At 48.8% G+C, this 18,106-nt stretch carries 19 protein-coding genes and 1 other RNA gene; 7 read left to right on the top strand and 13 right to left on the bottom strand.

Annotated elements, in window-relative coordinates:
• Window positions 1-110 precede the first annotated feature (110 nt).
• The 6 genes from fabG to yceD form a co-directional block, all read right to left on the bottom strand.
• On the bottom strand, window positions 111-839 hold the full coding sequence (gene fabG, locus ACWA50_RS05375) for a 3-oxoacyl-ACP reductase FabG (protein WP_431050511.1): 729 nt from the start codon (window positions 837-839) through the stop codon (window positions 111-113).
• Between the two features lie 26 nt (window positions 840-865).
• Entirely contained in the window at window positions 866-1,807 is a 942-nt protein-coding gene (gene fabD / locus ACWA50_RS05380) for an ACP S-malonyltransferase (protein WP_431050513.1), read from the bottom strand.
• Between the two features lie 55 nt (window positions 1,808-1,862).
• Window positions 1,863-2,813, bottom strand: a complete 951-nt coding sequence (locus ACWA50_RS05385; RefSeq protein ID WP_431050515.1) for a beta-ketoacyl-ACP synthase III — start codon at window positions 2,811-2,813, stop codon at window positions 1,863-1,865.
• 48 nt (window positions 2,814-2,861) lie between these two features.
• Window positions 2,862-3,872 carry a phosphate acyltransferase PlsX gene (gene plsX, locus ACWA50_RS05390; RefSeq protein ID WP_431054296.1) on the bottom strand — a complete coding sequence of 337 codons (1,011 nt, stop codon included), beginning with the start codon at window positions 3,870-3,872 and terminating at the stop codon, window positions 2,862-2,864.
• 65 nt (window positions 3,873-3,937) lie between these two features.
• Window positions 3,938-4,108: a 50S ribosomal protein L32 gene (gene rpmF / locus ACWA50_RS05395; RefSeq protein ID WP_431050517.1), complete on the bottom strand. Its 171-nt coding sequence runs from the start codon at window positions 4,106-4,108 to the stop codon at window positions 3,938-3,940.
• 16 nt (window positions 4,109-4,124) lie between these two features.
• Entirely contained in the window at window positions 4,125-4,646 is a 522-nt protein-coding gene (yceD, locus tag ACWA50_RS05400; protein ID WP_431050519.1) for a 23S rRNA accumulation protein YceD, read from the bottom strand.
• Window positions 4,647-4,831: 185 nt separating this feature from the next.
• Here yceD and asd point away from each other — a divergent pair, with 185 nt between their 5' ends.
• The 4 genes from asd to ACWA50_RS05420 all read left to right on the top strand — a co-directional run bounded on the left by asd (window position 4,832) and on the right by ACWA50_RS05420 (window position 9,607).
• Window positions 4,832-5,746 carry an archaetidylserine decarboxylase gene (gene asd / locus ACWA50_RS05405; protein ID WP_431050521.1) on the top strand — a complete coding sequence of 305 codons (915 nt, stop codon included), beginning with the start codon at window positions 4,832-4,834 and terminating at the stop codon, window positions 5,744-5,746.
• A gap of 32 nt (window positions 5,747-5,778) precedes the next feature.
• Window positions 5,779-6,411, top strand: coding sequence for an FKBP-type peptidyl-prolyl cis-trans isomerase (locus ACWA50_RS05410; protein WP_431050523.1), 633 nt, complete (start codon window positions 5,779-5,781; stop codon window positions 6,409-6,411).
• A gap of 224 nt (window positions 6,412-6,635) precedes the next feature.
• Window positions 6,636-8,045, top strand: a complete 1,410-nt coding sequence (locus ACWA50_RS05415; protein WP_431050525.1) for a lyase family protein — start codon at window positions 6,636-6,638, stop codon at window positions 8,043-8,045.
• Between the two features lie 230 nt (window positions 8,046-8,275).
• Window positions 8,276-9,607, top strand: a complete 1,332-nt coding sequence (locus ACWA50_RS05420) for an anaerobic C4-dicarboxylate transporter (protein ID WP_431050527.1) — start codon at window positions 8,276-8,278, stop codon at window positions 9,605-9,607.
• An 81-nt stretch (window positions 9,608-9,688) separates the two neighbouring features.
• On the opposite strand, the gene ACWA50_RS05425 is transcribed toward ACWA50_RS05420, so the two are convergent.
• The 6 genes from ACWA50_RS05425 to ACWA50_RS05450 form a co-directional block, all read right to left on the bottom strand.
• Complete coding sequence (locus ACWA50_RS05425; RefSeq protein WP_431050529.1) at window positions 9,689-9,937, bottom strand: DUF2442 domain-containing protein; 249 nt, start codon at window positions 9,935-9,937, stop codon at window positions 9,689-9,691.
• A complete protein-coding gene (locus ACWA50_RS05430) occupies window positions 9,921-10,085 on the bottom strand; it encodes a DUF4160 domain-containing protein (protein ID WP_431054297.1) in 165 nt (54 codons plus the stop codon). The genes ACWA50_RS05425 and ACWA50_RS05430 overlap by 17 nt, the downstream gene beginning before the upstream one ends.
• Window positions 10,086-10,174: 89 nt before the next feature.
• Window positions 10,175-11,404, bottom strand: a complete 1,230-nt coding sequence (locus ACWA50_RS05435; RefSeq protein ID WP_431050531.1) for an FAD-dependent oxidoreductase — start codon at window positions 11,402-11,404, stop codon at window positions 10,175-10,177.
• A 55-nt stretch (window positions 11,405-11,459) separates the two neighbouring features.
• Window positions 11,460-12,671, bottom strand: coding sequence for a 2-octaprenyl-6-methoxyphenyl hydroxylase (gene ubiH / locus ACWA50_RS05440; RefSeq protein WP_431050533.1), 1,212 nt, complete (start codon window positions 12,669-12,671; stop codon window positions 11,460-11,462).
• A gap of 17 nt (window positions 12,672-12,688) precedes the next feature.
• On the bottom strand, window positions 12,689-14,023 hold the full coding sequence (gene pepP / locus ACWA50_RS05445; RefSeq protein WP_431050536.1) for a Xaa-Pro aminopeptidase: 1,335 nt from the start codon (window positions 14,021-14,023) through the stop codon (window positions 12,689-12,691).
• 15 nt (window positions 14,024-14,038) lie between these two features.
• On the bottom strand, window positions 14,039-14,602 hold the full coding sequence (locus ACWA50_RS05450; RefSeq protein ID WP_431050538.1) for a UPF0149 family protein: 564 nt from the start codon (window positions 14,600-14,602) through the stop codon (window positions 14,039-14,041).
• A 153-nt stretch (window positions 14,603-14,755) separates the two neighbouring features.
• Here ACWA50_RS05450 and ACWA50_RS05455 point away from each other — a divergent pair, with 153 nt between their 5' ends.
• From ACWA50_RS05455 to ACWA50_RS05465, 3 genes are all read left to right on the top strand, one after another.
• On the top strand, window positions 14,756-15,049 hold the full coding sequence (locus tag ACWA50_RS05455) for a cell division protein ZapA (protein ID WP_431050540.1): 294 nt from the start codon (window positions 14,756-14,758) through the stop codon (window positions 15,047-15,049).
• A gap of 103 nt (window positions 15,050-15,152) precedes the next feature.
• Window positions 15,153-15,335, top strand: a non-coding RNA gene (gene ssrS / locus ACWA50_RS05460) — 6S RNA.
• Between the two features lie 97 nt (window positions 15,336-15,432).
• Window positions 15,433-16,014, top strand: a complete 582-nt coding sequence (locus ACWA50_RS05465; RefSeq protein ID WP_431050542.1) for a 5-formyltetrahydrofolate cyclo-ligase — start codon at window positions 15,433-15,435, stop codon at window positions 16,012-16,014.
• An 8-nt stretch (window positions 16,015-16,022) separates the two neighbouring features.
• Here the strand turns inward: ACWA50_RS05465 and ligA are convergent, their stop codons facing one another.
• Window positions 16,023-18,035, bottom strand: a complete 2,013-nt coding sequence (gene ligA, locus ACWA50_RS05470) for an NAD-dependent DNA ligase LigA (protein WP_431050544.1) — start codon at window positions 18,033-18,035, stop codon at window positions 16,023-16,025.
• Window positions 18,036-18,106 lie beyond the last annotated feature (71 nt).

Here is an 18,106-nt window from a genome sequence, read left to right on the forward strand (position 1 = left end):
TTGTATACCGTCGCAGATTTTACCATTAACCGAGAGGCGTTGTCATGCATTTATCTTCATTTGTCCGATTTTGCTACAGCGCAAAATGAAATAGACGCACGCCAATCGGATCAGTTCATGTAAAGTCCGCCGTTAACATGCAATGTGGTGCCGGTCACATAACCCGCATCTTCCGAAGCAAGGAAAGCCACCGCTTTGGCAATATCTTTCGCTTCGCCCAGTTTGCCGGCAGGCACATTGACTAAAATACTCTGTTTTTGTTCTTCGGTGAGCGCATGGGTCATATCGGTGGCAATAAAGCCCGGCGCCACCACATTGACGGTGATACCGCGCGAGGCGACTTCTTGCGCCAAGGCTTTGGAGAAACCGATTACACCGGCCTTAGCCGCACAGTAGTTGGTTTGTCCCGGATTGCCGGAAGAGCCGACCACCGAGCCGATATTGATGATACGCCCGTAGCGTTTTTTCATCATGCTGCGCAGCATGGCTTTTGACAGGTGGAAAATGGAGGTCAGGTTGGTATCGATAATATCGTTCCATTCTTCTTCTTTCATGCGCATTAACAGGTTGTCACGGGTAATGCCGGCATTATTGACCAAAATATCAATCTCGCCGAATTCGGCTTTGATTTGCGCCAAGGTTTGATCGATTGAGGCGGTGTCGGCGACATTCAGCACCAATCCCTTGCCGTTTTCGCCCAAATAAGCAGAAATGGCTTGTGCCCCGGCTTCGCTGGTGGCGGTGCCGATCACGGTTGCGCCTTTGGCGGCCAATTCTTCTGCGATGGCTTTGCCGATGCCGCGGCTGGCACCGGTTACTAATGCGATTTTACCTTGCATAGGTTCTCCTTTTTTGAATAGTCAGATTAATCTTGAATCAGTGCTGCAACCGCACTTAACGACGCGGTGTCATTGACGGCGTGTGCGTCCAACTCTTTGTTAATACGTTTGGTTAAGCCGGTTAAGACTTTATTCGGTCCGATTTCAAGCAGAATTTGAACGCCGGCAGCCGCCATTTTTTCCACGCTTTCGGTCCAGCGTACCGGATTATATAGCTGGCGCACTAACGCATTGCGGATTTCGTCCGCGCCTTTTTCTTGTTTGACATCAACGTTATTAATCACCGCAACGGTCGGTTGTTTAAAGGTAACGGATTCCAACGCCACCGCCAGTTGATCGGCGGCAGGTTTCATCAAGGCGCAATGGGACGGCACGCTCACCGCTAACGGCAATGCCCGTTTGGCACCGGCTTCTTTGCACAACGCCGCTGCACGTTCTACCGCGTCTTTGTTACCGGCAATGACCACTTGTCCCGGCGAATTGAAATTGACGGCGGAAACGACTTCGCCTTGTGCGGCTTGGGCGCAAGCGTCAATGATCGGCTGGTTATCTAAGCCGATAATCGCATACATCGCCCCGGTGCCCGCCGGAACGGCTTTTTGCATTAAGCGGCCGCGCAGTTCGACCAGTTTAATCGCTTCTTGGAAATCCAATACGCCGGCGCAAACTAAGGCGGAAAACTCGCCTAAACTGTGTCCGGCCATCACTTGCGGTGTCAGTTCGGGGTATTGTTGTTGCCAAGTGCGGTAAATCGCCACTGACGCCGCTAATAGCGCCGGTTGGGTGCGCCAGGTTTGGTTCAGTTCTTCTGCTTCGCCCTGTTGCACTAACTGCCATAAATCATAACCGAGCGCTGCGGAAGCTTGTTTAAAGGTTTCTTCTACTACCGGGAATTGAGCCGCTAAATCGGCTAACATGCCGATGGCTTGCGAGCCTTGTCCGGGAAAAACCATTGCAAATTTTTTCATTTGTTTCTACCTGCTTTTACTACCTAATTGAAAGTTAAGCCAAAGTGCGGTTTGGTTAAAAACGGACCAACGCCGATCCCCAAGTCCAACCGCCGCCAAAGGCTTCTAATAACAATAACTGTCCGCGCTGAATCCGTCCGTCGCGCACCGCTTCGTCCAATGCGACCGGAATGGTGGCGGCACTGGTATTGCCGTAGCGATCCAAAGTGATCACTACTTGCGACAGATCCATGTCTAATTTTTTTGCCGTCGCCGCGATAATGCGTAAATTGGCTTGGTGCGGAACCAACCAATCAATCGCTTTTTTATCTAAGTTATTGGCTTGTAAGGTTTCTTCCACCACATTTGACAATTCTCGCACCGCCAGTTTAAAGGTTTCATTGCCTTGCATTTGGATAAAGCCGGATTGTTGCGTGCCGCGCTCTGCTTTCGGCAGAATCAGCATATCGCCTTTGTCCGCACTGGAATGCAAATGGGTGGAAATAATGCCTTGCTGTTCGCTTGCCTCTAAAATCACCGCGCCGGCACCGTCGCCGAATAAAATCACGGTGCTGCGGTCCTGTTCGTCGAGGTTGCGTGAATTAACATCCGAACCGATCACCAACGCTTTTTTCACCTTGCCGCTGCGGATAAATTGATCGGCGACGCTTAATGCGTAAATAAAGCCGCTACAGGCTGCCGCCACATCAAATGCGATTGCATCGTCGATATTCAGCAGCCCCTGAATTTGACAAGCCGCACTGGGGTAAGCGTGCGAGCTGCTGGTGGTCGCGACTAAAACCAAATCAATTTCGTTCGGGTCGAGCCGTGCGGCGGCAAAACATTGTTGTGCCGCGGCAAATCCCATGGTAGCCACGCTTTCTTCTTCGCTGGCAATACGGCGTTCTTTAATGCCGGAACGGGTGGTGATCCACTCGTCGGAGGTATCCACCATTTTTTCTAAATCGGCATTGGTTCTGATTTTTGCCGGTAAATAACTGCCGGTAGCTAGAATTTTACTAAACATAATCATCTCATGATGTGTGAATATTATTGTTCTTTTCGTTTAAACCAATTAAAGCGTGCGATTTAACCCGGCGGCGATTTTTGCCGGAATCTCCGAGCGCACTTGCCATGCCGCCTGCTGAATGGCATATAAAAACGCAGCTTGATTGGCGCTGCCGTGGCTTTTGACCACGACCGAGGTTAAGCCCAGCAGGGAGGCGCCGTTATATTTATCCGGATTAAACTGGCTGAACTGCTTGAAATATTTTTTCAGCAGATATTTACTGCACGGCAACAATAACTTTTTAAGTGCGGTCTTTGCCCACGACGGGCGGGTATTGCCGCCGTTTTTGATTAAGGCAAACAGATTTTTTGCCGTGCCTTCTAAGGTTTTTAACGCAATATTGCCGGCAAAACCATCGCAAACAATTACATCGGCATAGCCGTTCAATAGATGGTTGCCTTCGATATAGCCGATATAATTCAGTTGGGTTTGCCGTTGAATCAAATCGGCGGCGTCGCGGATATGTCTTAGCCCTTTCAACTCTTCAATGCCGATATTCAACAATGCAACGCGCGGATAAACCAGATTAAAACTGTTTTCGGCGAAAATCGCGCCCATTTGTGCGAATTGCATTAAGGTTTCAGCCGAGCAATCGATATTGGCACCCAAATCCAACATAATACTTTGCTTGCCGTCGATCGTCGGAATGTTCGAAACCAGTGCCGGGCGCTGAATGCCGGCAAGCGGTTGCAATAACACTTTTGCCAATCCCATTAATACCGCGGTATCGCCGCCGCTAACGCAGGCTTGCGCTTGTTTGTCACGCACCGCTTCAATCGCAAGGCGCATTGAGCTGCCTTTGCTATGGCGTAGTGCATGGGAAAGCCCTTGCTCGTTTTTAATCACGCGATCGCAATGATGTACGCGAATGCGTTGGCGCAGAGACTGGGGAATATTCGCAAGATAAGGGGAAATAAGCTGGCTGTCGCCGAACAGCAGAATATCGAGCATTGGATCATGTTCCAACGCTTGCAGGCTTGCCGGGATAGTAATACGGGGACCAAAGTCCCCGCCCATTACATCTAACGCCAGGGTTAGACGATTCAATTGCTTACCTCAAAGGAGACAACAGTAATCTGAAATTACTTATTGATCACTTTACGGCCACGGTAGTAACCGTCGGCGGTTACATGGTGACGCAAATGGGTTTTACCGGTTTCTTTATCAACAGAAACTGCAGCGGTAGTCAACGCATCGTGAGAACGACGCATATCACGACGTGAACGAGATTTTTTATTTTGTTGAACAGCCATTGGCCATACTCCTAAATTATTTTCGCTTTAAATTAGCTAATACAGCGAACGGGTTTGGTTTTTCTGCTTCCGCAGGCAATTCGCCAAAGACCTGTTCAGCCACGGACACTTCACAGTGTTCAGGATCGTGCATTGCCACCAGCGGCAAGGAAAGCATTAATTCATCTTCCACTACGTCGCGTAAATCGATTTCGCCGAATTCATTAAATTCAATCGGCTCATAAATTTCAGGTAACAGCTCTGCTTGATCCATATTAGACACCGGACTGTAGCAAAATTCACTGTCCAATGTCATCGTAAAAGGTTTATCGCAACGTTGACAAATCAACTCCACCTCAACCGTTGCGTGACCTTTCATCACCACCAATCGTTGCGGATCAACTGAGAACGACAATCTAACTTGTGCATTATTCAGCACACGACTTACCGAAGCCTGCAAGCGTTCTAACTGGTTTGGTGCGTAGTAACCTACATAGTCCAACCGACGTTGAGCGTCTTTGACCGGATCGACAGTCAGGGGAAGTTTAACCTTTTGCATAGGGTGCGCATATTAACTGTACAGACCAAAATAGTCAAAAGGAATTATGCATTTTTTGCCAAGTTTTTTTCAGCCTTCGGACCGCACTTGCTGAATTTTGATTAACGCACTTAACTTTAGCTTCGTGCGCAAACTTGCTATACTGCTTCGCTTATTCATGATGTCATTATAAAAGGGTTTAATTTATGACAACTCAAGTTTCACAAAACCGCTATTGGCAACATTTGAAAGTGGCATTTCAATATTTAGTGCCGCAATTTGCCCTGACCCGTTTGGCGGGCTGGTTTGCCGAAAAACAGTGGGGGAGCGTGACCCACTTGGCGATCAAGGCGTTTAGTGCCAAGTATAAGATTAACTTACAGGAAGCGGAAAAATCCGAGCCGAAGCAATATGCTTCGTTTAACGAATTTTTTATCCGCCGCTTAAAAGCCGACGCGCGCCCGATTGACGGCAACCCAAGTGCGGTTTGCTTGCCGGCGGACGGGCGAATCAGCGAATTGGGCGAGATCGTCAACGGGCAATTATTCCAAGCCAAAGGGCATTTTTTCAGCTTAACCGATTTGTTGGCGCAGGACGAAACATTAGTGCCGTTATTTGAAAACGGCAAATTCATCACCACTTATTTGTCACCGCGTGATTATCACCGCGTGCATATGCCGTGTGACGGTGTGTTGCGCAAAATGGTGTACGTGCCGGGCGATCTGTTTTCGGTCAATCCGTTTTTGGCGCGGCATATTCCGAACCTGTTTGCGCGCAACGAGCGCGTGATCTGCTATTTTGATACCCCGTTCGGGGCGATGGTGCAGATTTTGGTCGGCGCAACCATCACCGCCAGTATCAGCACGCTGTGGGCCGGGATTATCAATCCGCCGCGCGCAGGCAAAATCCAAAGCTGGGAATATCCAAGCGAAGGGCAAAGTGCGGTTCGGTTGAAAAAAGGCGAGGAAATGGGCGCATTCCGTTTGGGTTCGACCGTGATTAACCTGTTCCAAGCGGACAAACTGGATTTTTTAACCGAATTACAAGCCGGAAGTGCGGTACAAATGGGCGCCGCGATGTCTGTGGCTACGCCGTCGCAGACCACGCAAGCTGTAATTTAAACTACTTTGACTAACAAAAGGAAAACAACACAATGAGCGAACAATTTTTTGCAGCGGTACAACTGGACAGCACCGAACAACAAGGCAGCTACGGTATCGGTTTACAAATGGGACAACAACTGTTGCAAAGCGGTTTACATATCAGTGTCGAAGCGGTTGCCAAAGGCATTTACGACGCGCTGCAACAAAATGCACCGGCGGTTGATCTGCAAGCGGTGAGTGCGGCGTTACAACAAATGCAACAGCAAGCGGAAGAATTACAACGGGCGCAATTCAAAGAAATCGAACAGGCTGGTAATGAATTCTTAGCCGAAAATAAAAAAATGGCGGGCGTGAAAGAAACCGAAAGCGGCTTGCAATATGAAGTGTTGGTCGAAGGCAACGGCGCAGTGCCAAGCCGCCAAGACAAAGTGCGGGTGCATTACACCGGCAGCCTGATTGACGGCACGGTGTTTGACAGCTCGGTGCAACGCGGACAACCGGCGGAATTCCCGGTCAGCGGTGTGATCAGCGGCTGGGTTGAAGCTTTATCTATGATGCCGATCGGTTCGAAATGGCGCTTAACCATTCCTCAGCACTTGGCTTACGGCGAACGCGGCGCAGGCGCTTCGATTCCACCGTTCAGTACCTTGATCTTTGAAGTGGAATTGTTGGATATTCTATAATTATTTTCATTTTATAAAGAACGGAGCTTGATTGCTCCGTTTTTTATTTTTGCTGGAAAAATAGCTATAAATACAGCGATTGGGTGATATTTAAAGCATATTTTCCTTTCCTTTCCTTTGGGAAAAGCATATTATGATTTTAGCTTGGCTGAAAAATCGTTATTCCGAATAATGGCATGTTCCATTTCATCTATCACTTATAAGCAGAAAAAGGAGTGTTAACCATGTTTAACCATGATACTTTTTACTGGATTAATCAGATTGAAAAAGCGTCTGTGTTAATGACCTTGCAGGAAGGAATCATAACGAAAGAGGTTGCGCAAAAGGTTGCTTCCGCAATTCAACGCTTATCGAACAGTTCTCGGCGTCCGAATGATTATCATGAAATTCAACCGATGTTATTCGAATTAACCGGGTTGGAAGGCTCGATGATTCATGTCGGGCGAAGCTGGCAAGATATGCTCGCGACAATTCACCGCTTATTAGTACGCGATCGATTCCTTTACCTCTATTATTTATCTTTAGAAACCAGAAAGCGCTTGGTGAAAATAGCGGATAATAACGCGGATACTATTGTGCCGTCTTATACTTATGGTGTACAGGCGCAGCCGGTAACCTTAGGGCATCTGTTTTTAGGTTATGAGGCAACGCTTGCGCGTTCGACAGATAGACTCTGTAGCTATTTTGTACGATTGAATAAATGTCCGCTAGGTGCGGCGGCATTGGCAACATCGAGTTTTCCGATTAATCGGGCTTCACTCGCTGATTTTTTAGGCTTTGAAGGTTATGTTGAAAATGCGTTTGATGCCGCACAACTATCACTGATTGATGTCGGGGTCGAAGCGGCTTATATTTCCTCCTTGGTTGCGTTATCAATCGGCACGTTCATTCAGGATCTCCATATTCAATTCCACCATACTCGCCCATGGTTGCTACTGGAAACCGAATCGCTGAACAGCCCGAGTACATTAATGCCGCAAAAACGCAATCCTTCGTCATTAGATAAAGTGCGGTTGCTGGCGAGTCAAGTGACAGGGGACGCATTTCGCTCCTGTATCTCTTCACATAATGTGAATTCGGGCTTAACAGATTATAAAAATGCGGAAATCTCGGAAACATTAGAGCGGGCTTGCTTAATGTTAAAAGACGTTAATGCCATTTTAGACGGCTTAACGGTGGATAAAGAGGCTGCTTTAGCGCAAGTGAATGCGGATTATTCGACAACCACAGAGCTTGCCAATTCCCTCCAACGTCAAGCCGGAATACCCTTTAAAATCGCACATGAATTTGCTTCGAGATTGACGAAATACGGCAGACAGCACCAATTAGCGCCTAAACAGTTGCCGTTTGACGCGGCGGTCGCTATTTTTGACGATGTTATGTTGGAGATGGCGAAAGAAAAAATGGAATTCCCACTTTCGAAAGAGGCGTTTTTTAAACACTTGGATCCGGCAAATATGATCGAGAGTTATTTGACATTGGGCGGCACAAATCCATCAGAAGTTCAGCGAATTTCTAAGAAGGTAACGGCGAATTTACAAGCGCATGAAGCTTGGTTGTACCGTATTCAACAAAATCTTCAGAAGGCTGATGAACGTTTAACGGAAATGTTTGAAGACCTTATTCGACAATGATGTTCTGATAACTTCGGCATGTATTTTTAAAACGGAAAACAGCAATGTTTTCCGTTTTTTTCTGTGCTCGTTAGCCAAATGTTATTAGAATGGAGATATTCTGCAATCAAGATGTATCTTCTACTTAAAAATAGTGAGCTAAATCAAAACTTCACTCTTTTACACTTGTTTGCGAATCGGGATTTCGTATCATATTCTCCGATTATTCATTTTTTTACAAAGGAAAATATATGCTGTATTTGGAGTTTTTATTTCTCTTAATCATGCTCTATATCGGTAGCCGCTTCGGCGGGGTTGGTTTAGGGGTGGTTTCCGGGATTGGTTTGTTGATCGAAGTGTTTGTGCTGCGTATGCCGCCGTCTTCGCCCCCGATTGACGTTATGCTGATCATTATTGCAGTGGTCACCTGCGCTGCGATTTTGGAAGCGGCGGGCGGTTTAAAATATATGCTGCAAATCGCGGAAAAAATCTTGCGCCGTAATCCGAAAATGGTGACATTCTTGGGACCGCTGGTGACTTACATCATGACCTTGATGTTGGGAACCGGACACGCGGTGTACACCATTATGCCGATTATCGGTGACGTTTCGCTGAAAAACGGCATTCGTCCGGAACGCCCGATGGCGGCAGCTTCGGTCGCTTCTCAATTAGGGATTACCGGCAGCCCGATTTCTGCGGCGGTGGTTTACTATTTGACCCAAATCGTCGAATTACCGGGTTATGAACACGTGACTTTATTGAGCATTGTCGCCGTGACTATTCCGGCAACCTTAGCCGGGGTGATCATGATGTCATTGTACAGCTTGCGTCGCGGTAAAGAGTTGAAAGACGATCCGGAATATCAACGCCGTTTAAAAGATCCGGTGTGGAGCGATCGCATTGCCAATACCACCAGCACCACGTTAAACGAAGTGTTGCCAAGTTCTGCCCGTAACGCCGTTTTACTGTTTATCTTGGCATTGGCAATTATTGTGGTAGTGGCGATCTTCCCTGAAGTCAGAACCATCGGCGAAGGTAAAAAAGCGATTTCCATGGGGATTATCATTCAGATGATGATGTTGGCGTTCGGCGGTATTATCCTGATCTCAACCAAAACCAATCCGCAAACCGTGCCGAACGGGGTGGTGTTTAAATCCGGCATGGTGGCGATGATAGCCATCTTCGGGATTGCGTGGATGAGCGATACGTACTTCCAATATGCAATGCCGTCATTTAAAGCCGGCGTGACCGAAATGGTGGAAGCCTATCCGTGGACCTTTGCTTTCGCGTTGTTTGCGGTTTCGGTGGTGATCAACAGCCAAGCGGCAACCGGACGTATGATGTTGCCGGTCGGTCTTGCCATCGGCTTGCCGGCACCGTTGCTTATCGGTTTATTACCGGCAACCTACGGCTACTTCTTTATCCCGAATTATCCGTCAGACATCGCCACCGTGAACTTCGACGTAACCGGCACCACCAAAATCGGCAAATACTACTTCAACCACAGCTTTATGATTCCGGGGATTATCGGGGTGGTAACAGCTTGTTTTGTCGGTTACACCTTGGCTTACGCGATTATCTAACGTTAAATTCCGTTCGAATCGAATACAAAGTGCGGTTTTCTTGATAGGAAAACCGCATTTTTTGGAGATTGAAAAATTGATTTAAGCAACGTGGTGGTAGTTATGGGTTAAATCCCCACATCCGGCAAGCAGTCCTTCAACTGAAATATCTTCATCAAGTTGTTCCCAGTGAATGCCGCGTTTACTGAGTTCGTAGTTTTTGAGTTCCGATTTATCCGCATTCAGTAATTTAGGAAACCAGACTAAAGGCACGCCAATTGTTCTGGCATCACTCAATTCAACCCACATAGTGTCATCGTCAAATTTGATATTTTTAGCCGAAATAGCCATTCCATGCCTCCAGTAATATAAGTGAATTTTCATGAATACATTGGGATAATTCTTTGAGTTCTTTTGCGCTAAATCCGTCATTTTGAGCCAATGATATTTGTGGCTCTAACCAAAACTTAGCCTCCGATTCAGCATTTCTGACATGAATATGTGCAGGTTATCTTGGATTTCCCTCATTAGAATAAAAGAAAAATTTATATCCTTTAAAGCGTAATATGACAGGCATTCAATATTCCTTCAACTAAAAATCAACACATCATTCGGCATTTGTTTGATTTTTTGCGGCAGATCGCCTTCTAAGCCTAACGCTTGCGCCATTAGGCGATCTTTGATCAGCGGCAGGTGGTCGGTCAGATTCATGCCGATACCGCGCACCAGTTTCTTCAGCGGATTAGGGTCGTTAAACAGCGATTTAAAGCCCTGCATGGCGGCGAGCATTTTGACCGCTTCGCTTTTGCGCCAGCGTTCATAGTGGCGCAAGTGGCGCAGTTCGCCGATGTCCATGCCGTGTAGCAGATTTTTTTCAATTTCTTGCGCCAATGCCATCGCGTCCATAAAACCGAGATTCACTCCGAGACCGGCGAGGGGGTGAATGGTATGGGCGGCATCGCCGACCAAGGCAATCCGCTGTTTGACAAAGTCGCGCGCATAGCGGGCGGTGAGCGGAATGGTTTGGCGTTTGCCGACCACGCGGCACAAGCCTAAGCGGTTATCAAAGGCAATGTTAAGCGCTTTATTAAATGCCTCGTCGTCCATCTTCAGGTGCTGTGCCGCCAGCTCAGGCGGTTGTGACCAGACAATCGAACACAAGTGCGGTTGCTGTAACGGTAAAAATGCCAAAATGCTGTCAGCGCTGAAAATTTGGCGCGCAGTGTGCAAGTGCGGTTCGGCGGTTTCCACATTGCAGACCAACGCGTGGTGTCCGTAATCACGGAAATTCAGCGGAATATCCGCTTGTTGCCGCAGCCAAGAATTCGCACCGTCCGCACCGACCAACAGTTTCGCCATCAGCAATGCGCCGTCATCGAGGGTCAGCACCGCACATTGCGCATGACAAACCGCACTTTTCGGTTTGGCGCTGATGATTTCCACATTGGCTTGCTGTGCGACTTTTTGCCAAAGTTGATAACGAATCAGGCTGTTTTCGACGATATAGCCCAGTTGATCCAAGCCGAGCGAACGGCAATCGAAACCGATTTTGGCAAAGCTGTCTTTTTCCCATACTTCCATGTGTTGATAAGCACAACTGCGCCCTTGCTTTAACGCTTGCCATACCCCGAATTGTTGCAACATTTTCTGCGTGGAGAGGGTGAGTGCGCTGACCCGATTGCCGATTTCGCCAATCGATTGTTCCGTCGGCGGATGGGCTTCCACAAGCGTGATGTGACACGGACTGTCGGCGAGTGCCGCCGCAACCGCCAAGCCGACCATGCCGCCGCCGATAATGATAATATCCGTACTTTTCATATAAGGTCTATCGCTCCGTGTTTTGTAACCTAAGCGGTTGTGCTTGAAATATAAACTACACCCAACCCAATGTCGGTTTAATAAATTGTTGTCGCAGAGCGAGGCTGTGCGACAAGCCCAATAAACCCAAATTACGCCCGATTTGCATTGGCAGCAAGTCATTGGCGAAGGTATTGACTAAGCCGTCGGTCAAATTGATGATGTTATGCTGATCCGCTTGTCGCCGTTGCCGATACCTTTGCAAAACCGCACTTTCGCCCAAATCCTGCCCTTGCCGTGCCGCTTCAATCAGCACCTTGGCGAGATCCGCCACATCACGCAAGCCCAAATTAAAGCCCTGTCCGGCAATCGGGTGCAAGGTTTGCGCCGCATTGCCGATTACTGCCAAACGGTGATGAATTGCACGCTCGGCTTGCTGTAACGCCAATGGATACGCCACGCGTTTGCCGACTTGTTCAAACCGCCCCAAGCGCCAGCCGAATTGCCGTTGCAGGCGTTGCAGAAATGCCTGATCATCCAATACCATTACATCATCCGCCTGTTTGAGGCACCATACCAGCGATAGCCGATCGTTTTTCAGCGGTAACAGGGCGAGCGGTCCTTGTGCGGTGAAGCGCTCAAAGGCACGTCCGTGATGGGCTTGCGTGCTTTTGACATTGGCGATGACCGCACTTTGCTGATAGTCGTTTAAGATCTGATACTGAATACCGCACTGTTTGGCAACTGCCGACTGTGTGCCGTCGGCGGCGATTAAAAGTGGGGTTTCAAGGTGTTGGTGATTGCTTAAACGTAAGTTGACTTTTTCTGTCGAACGTTCAATCTGCGTCACGGTGCAGGGGGCGAGATAGTCGATATTCGCTTGTTGTGCGATTGCTTTTAACAACACTGCGCCGACTGCCGACAGTTCAACCACCGCGCCTAAACGGCTGAGATTGAGTTCTTGCGCCGACAGATCGACCAAACCGGCATGTCCGCAATCGGAGATATGAATTTGCCGGATATCTTCCGCCAACGGGGCGATGTTTTGCCATAGACTCGTATTCGTATCAACACGGATTTGTTGCAGTGTTTGGCAACTGCCATGGGACAGCGCGATACTGCGCGCGTCAAAACCGCACTTTTGTTGATGTCGATTGGCGGCTTGCGGCGGATTTTTTTCGATAATCGCAAGGCGTAATTCAGGCAAGCCTTGCGCCAACGCCAAGGCAAGACAACAGCCGCTCATTGCGCCGCCGACGATCACCACATCATACTGTTGTGCTTGCATTGCGATTTCCCCTATTTTTATTGCGTCTCTTTTTGCATTAAAATTTCGATTTCATCGATCTCTTTCGGCACGGCACTGGTCAGCACTTTGTTGCCGTATTCGGTGATTAGAATATTATCTTCAATCCGCACGCCGATACCTTGATATTGCGCCGGAATCTGGCTGTTGCGGCTTAAATACAGCCCCGGTTCGACGGTCAAAACCATGCCGGCCTCTAAGGTGCGGTTGCGGTTTTCGCCGTAATCACCGACATCATGCACGTCCAAACCGAGCCAATGCCCCAAACCGTGCATATAAAACGGCAGGTAGGCTTTTTGTTCGATTAATTCCTCGACTTCGCCGTGCAAAATGCCCAGGTTGGCCAAGCCGGCGACTTTGATTTTCAGCACTTCTTGATTGACCGCATAAATGCTTGCTCCCGGCACTAACAGCTCAAGCGCGCGTTTTTGCGCCTGTAGCACAATCTCATACACCGCCCGTTGCGCCGGGCTGAATTGCCCGTTGACCGGAAAAGTGCGGGTAATATCGCCGGCATACAGCGCAAATTCACAACCGGCATCGATCAGCACCAAATCGCCGTCTTGCAGCAGTTGATTGTTTTCGGTGTAGTGCAAAATACAGGCGTTTTCGCCACCGGCGATAATACTGTTATAGGAAGCAAAACGTGCGCCGTGACGGTTAAACTCGTGTAGGATTTCGCTTTCCAATTCGTATTCGTAGCGATTCGGACGCAGTTGTTGCAGCGCGCGCAGGTGTGCCAAAGCGGAAATTTGCCCGGCTTGCTGCAATAACGCCACTTCGTGTTCCGATTTAAACAGGCGCATTTCGTCGAGCAACGGTCGCCAGTCAATCTGTTGGAGCGGTGCGCGCAAGCCTTGGCGTTGATGTTCGCGCGCATAACGCAGGCTGTGTTTCACCGCGTCATCGCCCCAAGGTTGCAGATCGTCGGCGTGATAAAGTGCGGTTAGTCCGTTGAGTAATTTAGGCAGTTCCGTTTGTAAGCTTTCAATCGAATAAGCAGAATCGACATTAAGTGCGGTCGGCGCACGTTCCACGCCCAAACGCCGTCCGTTCCAGGTTTCCAGCAACGGATCAGACGGGCGCAGGAAAACCGCACTTTCGCTTTTGCCGTTTTGTTTGCGTAATAACAGCACCGAATCCGGCTCGTTGAAACCGGTCAGATACCAAAAATAACTGTCTTGGCGGAACGGATAATGGCTATCGGCGTTACGCTGTTTTTCCTGTGCCGCAAACACAAGCAAGGCGCTGTTGTCAGGCAATTGCGCCACTAAACGTTGACGGCGTTGCAAAAATTCGCTCGGCGGCAGTTCGGCTAGATAAGTTAAGTCCATATTGTTACCGCACTTTTAGTGTAATGTCGGGGATTGTTTTTCGATTGCTGTTTTTTGATGGGTAAATTCCGTATAGAAAAAGAGCGCGACCGCACGCACATATTCGCTGATTTCGGTCAGGGCACTGTCTAATTCTTCCGGCAGATCCTTTTCATCATAGCCGAGATTGGCAATATCATTCAGATCGTGTAGGGCTTCAACGATCTCTTCGTCCAGTTGATCCAAGTGCGGTTGTGCCAGTGCGGTGCCCAATAAGAAATGGCTGACCCATTCGGACAATGAATCGGCATGACGGAATAGATCGCTTTCATCTAACAGAAGCTCAAATGAAAAACTGTTTTCTTCGCCGAGTTGGGCGCTGATCTCATCCCGCAAGGCTTCGACTTTGTGTAATAAGGCGGTGGGATAGGCATTTCCGTTGTTGGTGAATTGATATACCAAGGTTTTCCAGCTGTCGTCTTGCAATCCGCCACAGGATATGCCGCTGAGGAAGCCGTGTAATTCGGCGGCATTCATGCCGATTTGGTATGATTGCAATAATTGGTCGAGTTGTTGATAGGTTAAGCTTGTGGTTGTCATAATTGTTTCCCCGTTAATTTACGTTTTATTTTAGCATTCAAAGCTAATGACGACCAATAAAACAATCTTTGTCTATGGTGAAAATCGCAGACTGTGGCATAATAATCGTTACTTTTTAGAAAATAGACGATAGATGAATCACGGGGTCAGCAGATGTCTAAAAATATCGAACTCCATATTTTTGGTCAGGTTTTACGATTAAATTGTCCGGAAGAACAACAAGAGGCGTTGCGGGCGGCGGCTGTTCAGCTGGAACAGCGGGTCGGCGAATTAAAAGAACGCACCGGTATTTTGCAACTGGACCGCATTCTGTCGATTGTGGCGCTGAATTTGACTTTTGAATTACAGCAGGAAAAACAAAAAAGCGTACAACAAGACGGTCTGCTTACACGGATTCAACAACTTGACGCCTCTTTGAGCGATGTATTGGCAACAACGCGTTTGTAGATGGTAAATATTCGCCGAATAGTCGCAAAAATGTGCGGGCGGACACATTATCACGTTGTAACACTGGTACTTTTTGTTGAATTAGGCTAGTATTTAAATAATAAATTTCCTGGGGTGTGCGTCAGCGGATTAAGTCCCTGAGCCGATACTTTAAACTTTTAGAGTCGGTCCCCCACTGTCGGTGTGCAAGCTCGGCTCGATCGAGAAGCCTGAAGACGGTATGACTGGCTCCCTTGAACCGTAGGGTTCAAGGACCGATTATTCGCAACGGCACTCCGGGTTCCTTTCTTTCGTCAAATCGGCCGAATGATTTGACGCAACCTGTCAACGCACAGATGACAACATTGCACAGATAACATTGTACAGATGACAAGACCGCACTTATGACAACATCCCCACCGTCGATCGCCGAACAACGCCAAGCCTTGCGCCGACACATGCGTCAGCAACGTTCGCAGCTCAGCCAAGAACAGCAACAACAGGCAGAACGGCGTATTTGCCGACAAGCGTTGGCATTGATTGAACAGCGCGGGGCGCAAACCATTGCCTTGTATCTCGCTTGTAACGGCGAAATCTCGACCGCACTTTTGATTGAAAGGCTATGGCAGCAAGGAAAAACGGTGTGTTTGCCGCGTTTGCACCCGTTTGTCAGCGGACATTTACTGTTTTTCCGCTATCAGCCGGATACCCGACTAAAAGCAAACGCGTTTGCCATCCCGGAACCGCACTTGGATATTACCGCACTGGTGCCGCAATCCGAATTGGATATGGTATTTACGCCGTTGGTGGCGTTTGATCGACAGGGTAACCGTTTAGGCATGGGCGGCGGTTTCTATGACCGCACTTTGCAACATTGGCAACGGAAACGCTTTATTCCGGTCGGCTTGGCACACCAATGCCAACAAGTTGAACAACTGCCGGTTGAACATTGGGATGTGCCGTTGGCGCAGATTTTGGCGGGATGATTGATTCCTCAACTCACTAACGCCGAAAATTCCGCTTCCGATAACACCCGAACCCCCAATTCTTGCGCTTTGCTCAGTTTGGAACCGGCTTTTTCGCCGGCGATCAGGTAATCGGTTTTCGAGGAAACGCTGCCGCTGACTTTGCAGCCGAGCTGTTGCAAATAGGCTTTTGCCTGATCGCGGTTCATTTGGGTTAAGGTGCCGGTGAGTACCACATTTTTACCCTTCAACGGGTTATCGCCAATCTCTTTTTCTTCGATGGCGTCCCAATGCACGCCTTGTGCCAGCAAATCTTCGACCACGCTGACATTGTGCGCTTCTTGCCAGAACAGGTAAATCCGCATTGCCACTACGTCGCCGACATCCTGCACTGCTTTTAACTGTTCTTGATCAGCAACGCGGATTGCCTCTAACGTTTTAAAATGGTTGGCGAGATTTTGTGCGGTGGCTTCGCCGACATCGCGAATGCCGAGGGCGAAAATAAACCGTGCCAGCGTGGTTTTTTTCGCTTTTTCCAGGCTGTTCAGCGCATTTTGTGCCGATTTCTCGCCCATACGTTCCAAACGCATAAGCGTGATTTTATCCAGACGGAACAGATCGGCAGGGGTGTGCAGCAATTCGCGATCAACTAATTGTTCGATCAGTTTGTCGCCCACACCGTCAATGTCCAACGCTTTGCGCGAGACAAAATGTTTCAAGGCTTCTTTGCGCTGTGCGTCGCAGAATAAACCGCCGGTGCAACGTGCCACCGCTTCGCCGTCAATCCGCACGATCGCCGAGCCGCACACCGGGCAGTGCTGCGGGAAGTGAATCGGCTGTGCATTGGCAGGACGGCGCGCTAATAAAACGCCGGTAATTTGCGGAATCACATCCCCGGCGCGGCGGATAATCACGGTATCGCCAATCGCGATCCCGAGACGTGCGATTTCATCACCGTTATGCAGGGTGGCATTGCTGACGGTGACGCCGGCGACAAAGACGGGCTCGAGTTTTGCCACCGGCGTAATCGCGCCGGTGCGCCCGACCTGAAATTCCACGCTGTTCAGCACGGTTAATTGTTCCTGTGCAGGAAACTTATAGGCAATCGCCCAGCGTGGCGCGCGGGCAACAAAGCCGAGCTGTGTTTGCAGCGCAATCTCATTGACTTTCAATACCGTGCCGTCAATGTCGTAACCCAGTTGCTCACGTTTTGCGCCCATTTGTTGGTAATATTGCAATACTTCGGCTTCGCCTCGGCACAGGCGGATTTCCTTATTAATCGGCAGCCCGATAGATTGCAGCCATTGCAGGCGTTCGTAATGAGTAGCAGGTAATTGCACCCCTTCGGAAATGCCGATACTGTACGCGTTTAAACTTAACTGGCGTTGACGGGTGATTTTCGGATCCAGCTGACGCAATGAGCCGGCAGCGGCATTGCGCGGATTGGCAAAGGTTTTTTGCCCGTGTTGCAACGAATCTTGGTTCAGGCGTTCAAATGCCGCATGCGGCATAAATACTTCGCCGCGCACTTCCAGACGCGCCGGCGGATGTGCCGTTAACAACTGTAATGGAATATTGCGGATGGTGCGGATGTTATTGGTAATATCTTCGCCGGTGGTGCCGTCGCCACGGGTTGAGGCTTGGCTTAGTACGCCGTTGACATACAAAATACTGACGGCTAAACCGTCCAGCTTCGGCTCACAACAAAAGGTGAGTTCATCTGAATTGCCCAATCGCTCTTGAATCCGCTTAGTGAAGGCAAAAAAATCGTCGTCGGAAAAGGCGTTATCCAGCGAGAGCATTGGCAGTTCATGGGTAATCTGGCGAAAGCCGGCTAGCGGCTTCGCCCCGACCCGTTGTGTCGGCGAATCGGCAGTGATCAATTCGGGATGATCCGCTTCCAACTGTTTCAGTTGATTCATTAAGCGATCATATTCGCCGTCGGGAATTTGCGGTTGATCCAACACATGATAAAGGTATTCATGTTGACGGAGTTGTCGACGAAGTTGTTCAATTTGCTCGGAAACGGTTTGTGTATTCATGGTGTTGTTATATCTAAATAAAGACCGCACTTTTAACGAAAAGTGCGGTTGATATGTGGCGGTTATACCTA

This window comes from Testudinibacter sp. P17/SS/0325, from assembly GCF_053570765.1.

Bases quoted from the DNA above. Each gene is read 5' to 3' on its own strand.
- ACWA50_RS05420 (WP_431050527.1), top strand. From the start codon at position 8,276: ATGCTGTATTTGGAGTTTTTATTTCTCTTAATCATGCTCTATATCGGT.
- plsX (WP_431054296.1), bottom strand. From the start codon at position 3,872: ATGGGCGGGGACTTTGGTCCCCGTATTACTATCCCGGCAAGCCTGCAA.
- rpmF (WP_431050517.1), bottom strand. From the start codon at position 4,108: ATGGCTGTTCAACAAAATAAAAAATCTCGTTCACGTCGTGATATGCGT.
- ACWA50_RS05385 (WP_431050515.1), bottom strand. From the start codon at position 2,813: ATGTTTAGTAAAATTCTAGCTACCGGCAGTTATTTACCGGCAAAAATC.
- ubiH (WP_431050533.1), bottom strand. From the start codon at position 12,671: ATGCAAGCACAACAGTATGATGTGGTGATCGTCGGCGGCGCAATGAGC.
- ACWA50_RS05465 (WP_431050542.1), top strand. From the start codon at position 15,433: ATGACAACATCCCCACCGTCGATCGCCGAACAACGCCAAGCCTTGCGC.
- ACWA50_RS05450 (WP_431050538.1), bottom strand. From the start codon at position 14,602: ATGACAACCACAAGCTTAACCTATCAACAACTCGACCAATTATTGCAA.
- fabG (WP_431050511.1), bottom strand. From the start codon at position 839: ATGCAAGGTAAAATCGCATTAGTAACCGGTGCCAGCCGCGGCATCGGC.
- ligA (WP_431050544.1), bottom strand. From the start codon at position 18,035: ATGAATACACAAACCGTTTCCGAGCAAATTGAACAACTTCGTCGACAA.
- ACWA50_RS05435 (WP_431050531.1), bottom strand. From the start codon at position 11,404: ATGAAAAGTACGGATATTATCATTATCGGCGGCGGCATGGTCGGCTTG.
- yceD (WP_431050519.1), bottom strand. From the start codon at position 4,646: ATGCAAAAGGTTAAACTTCCCCTGACTGTCGATCCGGTCAAAGACGCT.
- fabD (WP_431050513.1), bottom strand. From the start codon at position 1,807: ATGAAAAAATTTGCAATGGTTTTTCCCGGACAAGGCTCGCAAGCCATC.
- ACWA50_RS05425 (WP_431050529.1), bottom strand. From the start codon at position 9,937: ATGGCTATTTCGGCTAAAAATATCAAATTTGACGATGACACTATGTGG.
- ACWA50_RS05455 (WP_431050540.1), top strand. From the start codon at position 14,756: ATGTCTAAAAATATCGAACTCCATATTTTTGGTCAGGTTTTACGATTA.
- ACWA50_RS05410 (WP_431050523.1), top strand. From the start codon at position 5,779: ATGAGCGAACAATTTTTTGCAGCGGTACAACTGGACAGCACCGAACAA.
- ACWA50_RS05415 (WP_431050525.1), top strand. From the start codon at position 6,636: ATGTTTAACCATGATACTTTTTACTGGATTAATCAGATTGAAAAAGCG.
- asd (WP_431050521.1), top strand. From the start codon at position 4,832: ATGACAACTCAAGTTTCACAAAACCGCTATTGGCAACATTTGAAAGTG.
- pepP (WP_431050536.1), bottom strand. From the start codon at position 14,023: ATGGACTTAACTTATCTAGCCGAACTGCCGCCGAGCGAATTTTTGCAA.